Source organism: Intestinibacter sp. (genome assembly GCF_034113885.1).
Taxonomy (GTDB): Bacteria; Bacillota; Clostridia; order Peptostreptococcales; family Peptostreptococcaceae; genus Intestinibacter.
Window position 1 is genome coordinate 1 of record NZ_JAXEWM010000147.1, and the last position, 11,341, is coordinate 11,341.

General features: G+C 29.7%; 11 protein-coding genes. 1 reads left to right on the top strand and 10 read right to left on the bottom strand.

Features of this window, described 5'->3' with window-relative positions; all coding sequences use genetic code 11:
- From SPD90_RS09175 to SPD90_RS09215, 9 genes are all read right to left on the bottom strand, one after another.
- On the bottom strand, positions 1 to 679 hold a 679-nt coding region (locus SPD90_RS09175), incomplete at its 3' end, for an ABC transporter permease (protein WP_320925023.1).
- Between the two features lie 3 nt (positions 680 to 682).
- Positions 683 to 2,101 carry an ABC transporter ATP-binding protein gene (locus tag SPD90_RS09180; protein WP_320925024.1) on the bottom strand — a complete coding sequence of 473 codons (1,419 nt, stop codon included), beginning with the start codon at positions 2,099 to 2,101 and terminating at the stop codon, positions 683 to 685.
- Positions 2,102 to 2,134: 33 nt separating this feature from the next.
- Positions 2,135 to 3,079, bottom strand: coding sequence for an NADase-type glycan-binding domain-containing protein (locus SPD90_RS09185; protein WP_320925025.1), 945 nt, complete (start codon positions 3,077 to 3,079; stop codon positions 2,135 to 2,137).
- Between the two features lie 204 nt (positions 3,080 to 3,283).
- Positions 3,284 to 3,802, bottom strand: a complete 519-nt coding sequence (locus SPD90_RS09190; RefSeq protein ID WP_320625728.1) for a hypothetical protein — start codon at positions 3,800 to 3,802, stop codon at positions 3,284 to 3,286.
- Positions 3,802 to 4,302 carry a pantetheine-phosphate adenylyltransferase gene (coaD, locus tag SPD90_RS09195; protein ID WP_320625727.1) on the bottom strand — a complete coding sequence of 167 codons (501 nt, stop codon included), beginning with the start codon at positions 4,300 to 4,302 and terminating at the stop codon, positions 3,802 to 3,804. Before coaD ends, SPD90_RS09190 begins: the two co-directional genes overlap by 1 nt.
- Entirely contained in the window at positions 4,303 to 4,878 is a 576-nt protein-coding gene (gene rsmD, locus SPD90_RS09200) for a 16S rRNA (guanine(966)-N(2))-methyltransferase RsmD (protein ID WP_320625726.1), read from the bottom strand.
- 25 nt (positions 4,879 to 4,903) lie between these two features.
- On the bottom strand, positions 4,904 to 6,964 hold the full coding sequence (gene recG / locus SPD90_RS09205; protein ID WP_320925026.1) for an ATP-dependent DNA helicase RecG: 2,061 nt from the start codon (positions 6,962 to 6,964) through the stop codon (positions 4,904 to 4,906).
- 108 nt (positions 6,965 to 7,072) lie between these two features.
- Positions 7,073 to 8,701: a DAK2 domain-containing protein gene (locus SPD90_RS09210; protein ID WP_320625724.1), complete on the bottom strand. Its 1,629-nt coding sequence runs from the start codon at positions 8,699 to 8,701 to the stop codon at positions 7,073 to 7,075.
- Positions 8,702 to 8,716: 15 nt separating this feature from the next.
- The gene (locus tag SPD90_RS09215; RefSeq protein ID WP_320625723.1) at positions 8,717 to 9,067 is read right to left on the bottom strand and encodes an Asp23/Gls24 family envelope stress response protein; all 351 of its coding nucleotides are present in this window, start codon (positions 9,065 to 9,067) and stop codon (positions 8,717 to 8,719) included.
- Positions 9,068 to 9,473: 406 nt separating this feature from the next.
- Here SPD90_RS09215 and rpmB point away from each other — a divergent pair, with 406 nt between their 5' ends.
- The gene (gene rpmB, locus SPD90_RS09220; RefSeq protein WP_290687078.1) at positions 9,474 to 9,662 is read left to right on the top strand and encodes a 50S ribosomal protein L28; all 189 of its coding nucleotides are present in this window, start codon (positions 9,474 to 9,476) and stop codon (positions 9,660 to 9,662) included.
- A 162-nt stretch (positions 9,663 to 9,824) separates the two neighbouring features.
- Here rpmB and SPD90_RS09225 read toward each other — a convergent pair whose 3' ends face one another.
- Positions 9,825 to 11,123, bottom strand: coding sequence for a dicarboxylate/amino acid:cation symporter (locus SPD90_RS09225; RefSeq protein ID WP_320925027.1), 1,299 nt, complete (start codon positions 11,121 to 11,123; stop codon positions 9,825 to 9,827).
- Between the last annotated feature and the right edge of the window lie 218 nt (positions 11,124 to 11,341).

The following is an 11,341-nucleotide window of genomic DNA, read 5'->3' on the forward strand; positions in this document are numbered from 1 at the left end:
ACTCAAATGCATCTAATACATCTTGTTCTAAAACCATAACGGCTTTTAAATCAGTTATATTTCCTATTGAACCTAGTAAATCCATTCCCCACTTGCTTATAGTAAACTTAGATACTTTATCTAATGTATCTCCAAGCTCAAACAATTGCCCTGAAAATATAAACTGCACCATCAATATAAACGGTAAGCTTCTATTGGCAATATCATTGCTTGGACATAATGAAGAAATCAAAAGACCCATAATATCTGCACTAAATGTTATTAAAAATATAGACAGCATATACTCTATAGCTGAAGGACTCATTATAGCCCCTTCTTTAGGAAAATCAACAAAAATTGTGCATATTACAAATATTATAATTGCTTGGAATAAACATATAACTGCGTGGACTAAAAATCTAGATATAAATAGCTCACTTGCCCTAAATCCACTGTCCAAATCCATCTTTATACTCGATCTTTCCTTGCATATTTCAAGTACTGAATTAAATAGCCCAATCCATATAGCTATGCAAACTATCGCAAATAGTCTAGATCTAGTATCTGCGTAATTATCAAACATCTTATCTCTTAAAGTCAATCCTACGCATAAAGATATAATCAGAGGAAATCCTATAAATATATAATGTGCTTTTTCATTTTTTAAATTTTTTACGTAATTTTTTATTATAACTCCCATATTCTAAACACCCCCATTCATTAAGCTGTTGTATTTTTGTACAAAATGATCTTGATTATTTTCAACTGCATTGTATATATCATCTAAATCATTTATATTGAAGTAATTAAGCGCTTCATCCTTTTCTCCATAAAAACATATTCTACCTTGTGACGCCATAAATAAAAGATCGTCTATATAAGGGTATTTACATGCCATATGAGTATTATGAGTTATTACTAAAATAGTGCTGTCTTTATCTTCAACTAATTTAGATAAAATCTCGTATAATTCTCTACAGCTCTTTACATCTAATCCAGAATCGGGCTCATCCATTAATATAACCTTAGGTTCGTTTAAAAGCTGTACTGCAATATCCAACCTTCTAGATTGTCCTCCACTTAATCTTCCGACTAATGACTGCTTAAATAAAGATAAATTTAATTTATCCAGTAAATCATCGATTTTTTGCATTCTCTCCTGCTTAGTACATTTTTTTAGCTTTTTACTTGCGTAAAATTCCATAATCTCTTGGACTGTATTTCCCTTTCTTAATACAGAAAACTGTGGCACATGTCCTAATTCATCGCCGTCTATCTTTATAGTACCTGAATCTAACTTAAGTCTTCTTAAAATTGCATCGAACAATGTGCTCTTTCCAGCACCAGAAACACCCATAATAGCTACAAGTCTTCCTGAATTTATTTTTAAATTTACATCCTTTAATCTATACCATCTTTTCTTCTTATCGTATCTAGTTACATGCTCCATCAAGATTGCTACATTTTTATTTTTCTTCTTCTTAGTATTTTGATATGTCTTTTTAATGTTGTTTTGTTTTATCTTGCTATTATCGACCTTTACCTTTTTAACCGGCTCAGCTTGTTTTTTTTGTTTTAATGGCACGAAAAATATATTTTTCTTCATACTATAAAAGGCGTAATTGTCATTTAAGAAAATATCTCCGTCCTTTGGAATGAAATAACCTGCATTTATTTTTCTACCGTGGAATACTATATTTTCTGCATCCCTTACTACATATCCCTTTTTGTCCTTTTGAGCATTTAAAAATTTATGCTCATCCTGGTTAAATATTTTCCAATTATTTTCTACATCGATGCTACTGTCTACACATCCTATATAGACATTTTTATTTTCGCCGTGTTGAATTTTTATCATACTTCCGTGAACTAATCGAACTGCTGTAGATGTGTCATTCAACTGTTTATTATCTACAAATATCTTGATTTTGCCGTAGCTTCTAAAATAGAATTTTTCTTCGTGATAAATTATTATACCTACGTAATCAGGTAAGAAATCTGCCTGTAATTGAACATTTTCATATCCATCTCTCAATCTTCTCCCTAAATTTACTTTTGAGTTTTTTTTATCTATTAAAATTTTTCTACATCCTTTGTGAGGTTCAAATATTAATATGTACATAAACTTCTCCTACTTATACTTCTATTATAAATTTTAATATCCTAATATCTCTATATCAGCTATACATGTATCGTTGTACTTCGTTCCATAATATACTGATTTTATTGTAAATTCAATGTAATTAGAATCAACTGGGTTGATATTTACGACTTGATATCCTATATTATCATCCTCTAAATATACAGTTTGTCTGCTTCCATCAGAAAATCTAAGCTCTAGTGATTTCGGTCTATTATTGTTGTAATATCCATTTTTCTTATTTACAAGGCCATTTACTATTTTTATTTTTTCTATAGTATATATAGAATCAAAATCTAATCTAATCCACTCTCCCTTGCCGTATCCTGAGACTCCCTCTGACCATACAGTCGAAAAGTCGCCATCTAAGACTCTCGTCGAACCGTAATCTTTGTTGGTAGAATCATGAAGTATTGAGCTACATTCTGAATTTGTTATATATATCTTTTTCGTTTCTTTTACTTCTTGATTTAATTCTTCATTGTCAACTGTAGAATTTACCTCTGATAAATCTTCATCTTTTGAAGCATCTTCTACTTCACTTTTATTATCAGCTTCAGTAGATGTTTTTTGTTCTGATGCCTCAGATACTTCGCTATCTTTATTAGAAAAACCTAGCTTTGGAATTATAAATACTGCCAATAAAATCAATAAAACCGCCGATATAAGAATTATGCCTTTTTTATTTTTATTATTATTATAATCTACAGTATTATTTTCTTGTTCATCTTGTTTAAACTCGAAATTTTGTACCTCTTCATCTTCCTCTTCATAATCATAATCTTTAAATTCAACTTCTTCATCTTCGTATGGGTCAAAATAGATTACATCTTTATTTTCTTCAAACGCTTCCTTTTTTAAATCGATTTTAGAATCTTGATTTTTAGATAAAGAATGGCCACAAAAAGAACAGAAATTTGCATTATCTCTATTTTCCCTATTACATTTTTTGCAAATCATAGTTTTTCTCCTACAAATTAAATTTATATTATATATCTTAATAAAAATATTATCATCTTTTATCAATATTTTCTACTTTAATTTTTTATACAAAAAGACTTACATAATAAAACATATCGAAACTTTTATTACATAAGTCTTTTTTATTTTATCCAATGTTTTTAATAGATTTAATAATCTCAAAATAAAAGCTTTCTGAATTACTTACATTCTAGGATTAAGCTCTTTTTTATTATTTCTTACTTCTTCTAAAGTTTCTTCTAATTTTTGTTCTACAAAGCTTAAAACGTCTTCTGCATATTGATTTGATCTTTCAATCATTTCGTATTTGTATTTTTGAGCCTTTTCTTTTATTTCTTCAGCTCTTTCGTTTGCTCTTTGAACTACCTCATTAGTTTCTATCATATATTCGATTTTTTCTTGATATTCTTTATCTAAAGCCTCTAAATTCTTTTGATTTTCGTTTAGTAATCTTTGAGCTTCCTTTTCCCCTTGTAAAATTATTTCTTCTGCTTCTTTTTTTGCATCACTTATAATCTTTACTCTCTCTGTATTTATCCAAGAAGCTTGCTTTACTTCCTCTGGAATTACAGACTTCATTTCTTTTATTAAATCTAAAATTTCATCCCTATCCAAAACAATCTTATGTGAAAAAGTCTTTGAAGGTGCCTCTTCCACCATTATCTCCAATTGTTTAAGTAAATCAATAAGTTCCATCTCCACTATAATTCTCTCCCTCTATGTTTGTTTTTTAAAGCTTTTAAAACCTGTTCAGGTACTAAATTTTTGACATCTGCATCAAATGTAAGAACCTCTTTTATTAAAGAAGAACTTATAAATGAATATTTTGTATTTGTGGGTAAAAATATTGTCTCTATTTCCGGATTTAATTCCTTATTCATATGTGCCATTTGAAGCTCATAGTTTACATCTGCTTCACTTCTAACTCCTCTGACTAATGTACTTATACCATTAGCATCACAATAATCTACTAATAATCCATCGAAACTGACTATTTTTATATTATCTAAATGTGATGTACATGATTTAATTAACTCAATTCTTTCATCAAAATTAAAAAGGCCCTTTTTATTAGGATTGTAAAGTACACCAATTTGTAATTCATCGAATATTTTAGATGCTCTACATATTATATCTAAATGTCCATTAGTAATAGGATCAAAACTCCCTGCAAACATAGCTTTTGTAAACTTTTCCTTCATTTATGCTTCCTCCATCTTGTAAAATGTTAATGTTGTTTTTCCGTATTTTTTGTCTCTGCGCTTATATAATCTGCCAATATTTTCTGGAAAGCTATCCTTAGTGTCGTGCTCAACAATTATTGTTCCATCTTCTTCAAGCAAATTATTTTGATCTACCATAGATAACGCATCCTCAAACATATTTTTGTAGTAAGGTGGATCCATGAATATGATGTTGAATTTTTCGCCTTTATTTCCTAAAGATAAAATAGCGCTTTTAAAATCTATATTCATAGTAATACTTTCATTTTCAACTCTAGCCTTTTTTATATTAGACTTAACTATAGCCATACTTTCCTTGCTCTTATCTACAAAAACGCATTTACTTGCACCTCGCGATAGACATTCTATACCTAAAGAACCAGTTCCAGCAAATAAATCTAAAACTTTGCTGTCCATAATATCAAAATTTATTATATTAAATAGTGATTCCTTTACTCTATCAGTCGTCGGTCTTACATCTTCATTTTTAGGAGTGTTTAATTTTAATCCTCTTGCTTTTCCTGATATAACTCTCAAATTTCCTTCTCCCTTCAATAAATATATTCTAACATAAAATCTATTAATTTAATGAGATTTCTTTATTAATATCGCTAAATTTTTCAATTATTTCTTTTTTTAATAAGATATTTTCATTTTTGCTTAGATTTTTATCGTTTTTTAAAATATTTCTCGCCTCTTCCTGGGCTAATTTCAATATTTTTATATGTTTGAATATGTTTGCAACCTTTAGCTCTGGAAGGCCGTGCTGTCTAGTTCCAAAAAACTCTCCTGGACCTCTTATTTCTAAATCCTTCTCTGATATCTTAAAACCGTCGTTGGTCTGTTCCATAATCTCCATACGCTCTTTACATATATTAGTTTTAGATGAATAAATCAATATACAATGAGACTTATGAGAGCCTCTACCTACTCGACCTCTCAATTGATGTAGCTGTGCAAGTCCAAATCGTTCTGCATTTTCGATAATCATCAAAGTTGCATTTGGAACATTTACACCGACTTCAATTACTGTAGTGGAGACTAAAATTTGAATTTTATTTTCTTTGAAGTCGTTCATTATTTGATCCTTTAGAGAAGGCTTCATTTTTCCATGCAATACCTCTACATTCAAATCAGAAAAATACTTTTGCTTTAGCTCATCTTTTAAATCCTCAGCTGCCTTCGCCTCTATGGCTTCACTTTCTTCGACGAGCGGACATACAACGTATACCTGTCTACCCTTGTCTATTTCATCTCTGATAAAATTAGTGTATATAAAATCCCTTTGTTTGGCTTCAAATGCCTTAGTATCTATAGGCTGTCTACCTGGTGGAAGCTCGTCTATTATAGATATATCTAAATCACCATAAAGTATAAGTGCAAGCGTCCTAGGTATCGGTGTCGCCGTCATAACTAGGATGTCTGGGTTATTTCCCTTTGTAGATAATTTAGCTCTCTGTCTTACACCAAATCTATGCTGCTCGTCTGTAACCACTATTCCTAAATTATCGAATTCTACATTATCCTCTATAAGAGCATGTGTTCCTATTAAAATATCTATTTCTCGATTTTTTATCTTATCAAGTATTTTTTCTTTTTGCTTCTTAGTCAAGCTACCTACTAGTAAGCCTACATTTATATCAAAAGGAGATAGAGTATCACTTAAAGATATATAATGCTGTCTCGCTAAAATTTCTGTAGGTGCCATAAGAGCTCCTTGATATCCATTTAAAACTGCCAAGGCAAGCACCAAAGTAGCAACTATTGTCTTTCCGCTGCCAACATCTCCCTGTATAAGCCTGTTCATAACATTGTCACTTTCCATATCGCCTATTACCTCGTTAAATGCCCTAGACTGTGCATTTGTAAGCTTAAATGGTAGAGATTTTATTATATCATTTAATTTTTCTTTTTTTTCAAATTTTATACCCTTTTCGTTGTCTATGCCATTTTTTAAATAGAACAAACCTATTTGCAAAATTAAAAACTCCTCAAAAATCATTCTGTAAAGCGCAATCTTTAACGACTGCTTGTCACTTGGCATATGAAGATTTTTAACTGCAAAATCGATGCTACATAATTTATATTTATTTATTATATCCTGTGGTAAATACTCCTGTATACTTATTTTTTCATTATTATACACATTTTTTATAGTATTTGATATATCTTTATTTGTGACACCATAAGTAAGCGGATAAATAGGTATCATTTTACATGTAGATGTAGGAGAGTTAGTAAAAAACTCTATATCTGAAGAGTTCATCTCTAAAATCGAACCCTCTCTTTTTACCTTTCCATAGACTATTACACTGTCGCCCTGTTTAAACACCTTTGTAAGATAGTCCTGATTAAAAAATACAAGCGTCAAAAATCCAGTTTCATCTTTTATAACAAATTTCGATATTTTCATATTATTTTTTGCAACCTGACTTTTTATATTGGTTATTACTCCCTTTGTACATGCTTTTTCATCGTGCTCTAGCTGCCATATTTTCTTTACATTGCTTCTATCTTCGTAAACCCTTGGAAAATAATATAATAAATCCTTTATCGTAAATATATTCAATTTATTCAGCTTCAAAGCTTTTTTAGGACCAATTCCTTTTACAAACTGAATATTCTTATTTAAAATATCCATTTACCATCACCTAAAAAAATCCTCTTTATTTAGAGGACGAGTTTTCTTTTAAAAAGGGCTGTCAATAAATATTGAAACAGCCCCCATTATTTACATGATTTTATTTATTTATTCAACAGATACTAAATAATAATAAATTGGTTGACCTCCATAGTATAATTCTATGTCGATATCTTCAAATTTTTCTTCTAATGCTTCTTGTAGAGCTTCTGCATCTTCCTTCTTAGTGTCTTCTCCATAGAATAAAGTTATTATTGCGCTATCTTCATCTACTAAGCTTTCTATAAGCTTTGTAGTTATATCGTCTACATCATCGCCTGCTGATAGTAGTTTTCCTTCACCTAGTCCTATAATATTACCTTCTTTTACTTCAACATCATTTATAACTGTGTTTCTAACAGCATAAGTTACTTGACCACTTTTTACTGTTGTTAGGGCCTCTAACATATTAGCTTCATTTTCTTCTATTGTTAGATCTCCATCAAAGCTAACTAATGCAGCAAATGCTTGAGATACATTTTTTGTAGGTATTACTATTATATTTTTGTCGCTTAGCTCTTTGGCTTGATTTGCAGCCATAATTATATTACTGTTGTTTGGTAGTATAATTATATTGTTTGCATTCATTTCATCAATTGCCTTCATGAAATCCTCTGTACTTGGGTTCATAGTTTGGCCACCTTCTATTATGTGATCTACGCCGAAATCTTTAAATATTTTAGCTAAGCCTTCACCCATTGAAGTTGCTATGAATCCAAATTCCTTTGGATCTTCTTTAACTTCGCCTTTAGTATCTTGAGCATCTTGTATTACTTTATTTTCATGTTGTAGCTTCATGTTTTCTATTTTTATTGTCAATAATTGACCAAATGCTAGAGCTTCTTGAAGAACAGTACCTGGAGTATTAGTGTGAACGTGCACCTTTATTACACCTTCATCTCCTACAACAACTAAGCTATCACCGTATTTTATCATTATATCGCGCATTTTTAGGTCAGATATTTTATCAGTTTCAAGTATAAATTCTGTACAGTATTGATATTTGATATCTTCTGTAGATATTTTGTTTTCTACTTTTATAGGAGTAGCTTCAGCAGATTGAATTTCTTCACTATCTATAAATTGGCCTTCTAGTGATTTTAACATACCTTCATATACTAAAACTAATCCCTTACCTCCAGAATCCACAACACCAGCTTCTTTTAAAGCGTGCAATAGCTCTGGAGTTCTATTTAATGAGTTATTAGCTTCTTTTACTAAAAGTGTCATAAATTCTACTATATCGTCTTCTAAAGCAGCAACCTTTAAAGCGTATTCAGAGCTTTCTCTTACTACTGTAAGTATAGTTCCTTCTACTGGTTTTATTACAGCCTTATAAGCTGTATCAGAGCCATTCTTTAAAGCCTCAGCTATATCCATACTAGAAAGCTGATCCTTGCCTTCTATAGATTTAGCGATACCTCTTATTATTTGTGATAAAATAACACCAGAATTTCCTCTAGCACCCATTAAAGAACCTTTAGAAAGAGCCTTTCCAAGTTGTCCTATATCATCTTTTTCTACTTTGTTTAATTCCTTTATTGCACAAGATATAGTTAGAGACATATTTGTTCCTGTATCTCCATCTGGAACTGGAAATACATTTAGTTTGTCTACTATGTCTTTATGATTTTTAAGATTATTTGCACCAGAAACAAACATGTCTCTTAATTGCTTTCCGTCTATATATTGAATCATTTCCTTCCTCCTAAATTACTTTACTCGAATACCTTGGACATTAACGTCTATTTTGCTGACCTTTATACCAGTGTCATTTTCAACAGAGTATTTTACTCTTTCTATTATGTTATTTGCAACTGTAGCTATATTGATACCGTATTGCATTATAACAAATAATTGAATTTCTATAGTGTTGTTTTCTAATTCTGTTACTTTAACACCCTTTGCTATGTTGCCTTCTTTTAGTAATTCCACTATTCCTTTTATTTTTTGAGAAAATCCTACTAAACCGTAGCTTTCCATAGCAGCTCTATATACTATTTGAGCTATAACTTGCTTATCTATTTCTATACATCCATATTTATTATTTACTTTTGCACTCATGGTTTTTAACCCCCTTAAGTTTTAATTTTTTATTACTTTTATTTTGTACAAAAACTATGTAAAATTTACATGATTCTTTAATTATTTATATTAAAATTGATAATAAAGTATATTAAAATAATCAATCATTAGTATATAATACTATAAAATCATTATAAATTAAAGATTTTATATAAAATCTTTATATTAAATATATATAAATTTAAGATGCTCAAAAAAATAATTTATGATTTTTCATTTTTAATATTTACATTATTACAATTTATATATATAATTTTATATGATAATGCGAAATTCTTCAATACGAAATAAATCATTATCATATTTGTCTTGCAAAATATTAATGTTTGTGTTAATATAAATATGTTTCAGTCTAAAAGATTATGGATTAAGGAGGTGTGCTAAGATGGCAAAAGTATGTTGTGTATGTGGTAAAGGTAAAGTTGCAGGAAACCAAGTATCACACTCAAACAAACATAATAAAAGAACTTGGTCTGCTAACTTAAGAAACGTTAGAGTTGTAGAAGATGGAACTCCAAAAAGAGTTAAAGTTTGTACAAGATGTTTACGTTCAGGAAAAGTTGAGAGAGCTTAATAATTTTATTATTATTAATTAAGGGATTACTGCAAAATACTATGTATCGTGCAATAATCCCTTTTTTAATTTCAAAAATTATTTATTTTAATTAAAAAAGCTTTATGGTACAAATTAACAATACGTTCCATAAAGCTTTTTATTTTATATATCGCTATTACACTAGCAGCTAATAGCATCTATTTCTTCTTCGACTTCTTTACTATTAAATACGTCCACATCTACGTCTTTATTTTGATATGCAACTATAGTAGTACAAACTGCATCTCCAGTTATATTTACTGCTGTTCTTGTCATATCTAATATACGATCTATACCCATTATAAGAGCTATACCTTCTACAGGAAGACCTACAGATGCAAATACCATTGATAGAGTTATAAGACCTACCCCTGGCACACCAGCTGTTCCTATTGAAGCAAGTGTAGCTGTTGCAATTACTGTTAAATAATCTGTTGGTGTTAAAGTTATTCCAAATGCTTGTGCAACGAATACTACGGCAACACCTTGCATTATAGCAGTACCATCCATATTTATAGTAGCACCTAGAGGTATAGTAAATGATGATATTTTCTTAGAAACACCAATTTTTCTGTTTAATGTATCTATAGACATTGGTATTGTAGCATTTGATGTTGCAGTTGAAAATGCAAATCCCATAACTGGAAGGAATTTTTTTATAAATTTAATAGGATTTAAGCCTGTACCTATTTTTAAGAACACCATATAAACTACAAAGCATTGTAATGCTAATGCTAAAAGAACACTAAACATATATTTTAGCATAGGGAAGAATGCGTCAAACCCTATATTTGCAAAGTTCTTAGATATTAAACAAAATACACCTACTGGAGCGACCTTCATTACAAGTACAGTCATTTCCATCATTAAATCGTTAAATTGAGTAAATCCTTTTAATAATAAATCTGCTCTTTCTCCCATTTTTGCAATTAATATACCTATTATCAACGCAAAAACTATTATTTGAAGCATATTTCCTTCTGCTAAACCTTGAATAGGATTTTTAGGAATTATATTTAGTATTGTATCAGCAAAGCTAGTAGACTCAGCTACTGTTGTCTCTGCTTGTTGAACTGATGCTATGTCAAGTCCTATACCAGGATTTATAACTTTAGCAACTGATAATGCCACAGTTATAGCTAAAGCAGTTGTAGCCATATAAAACATAATTGTCTTCACACCTACTTTACCTAATGTCTTAGTATCGCCGATAGCAGCACTACCACATATTAATGAACAAAATACTAATGGAACTACTAGCATTTGCATTAATCTTAAAAAGCCATCTCCTAAAACATAAAAAACACCATTAATTAAAATATCATCTCTAAAAGTTCCCTTTGGAACTAGGTAATAAAGTATAACCCCAAATATAGCCCCTAAAATAAGAGCGATAAAAATTCTCGTAGTTAGTCCAAGTTTTTTTCTACTTTTCTCCATATTCAATCTCTCCTTAAAAAATATTTCTTATAAAACTTTAATTTTTTATTTTCATTTATTTATAAACCCGTATGATATTATACCATATAATGAAAATAAATAAATAGAAATATCAATACACATAATTTTCTGTATATTCAATCTTTATTTTTTACTTCAATTGTAATTTTTTAAATGTGTAAATTTCATATACTTGTTAAAAATTATACATTTTTCTT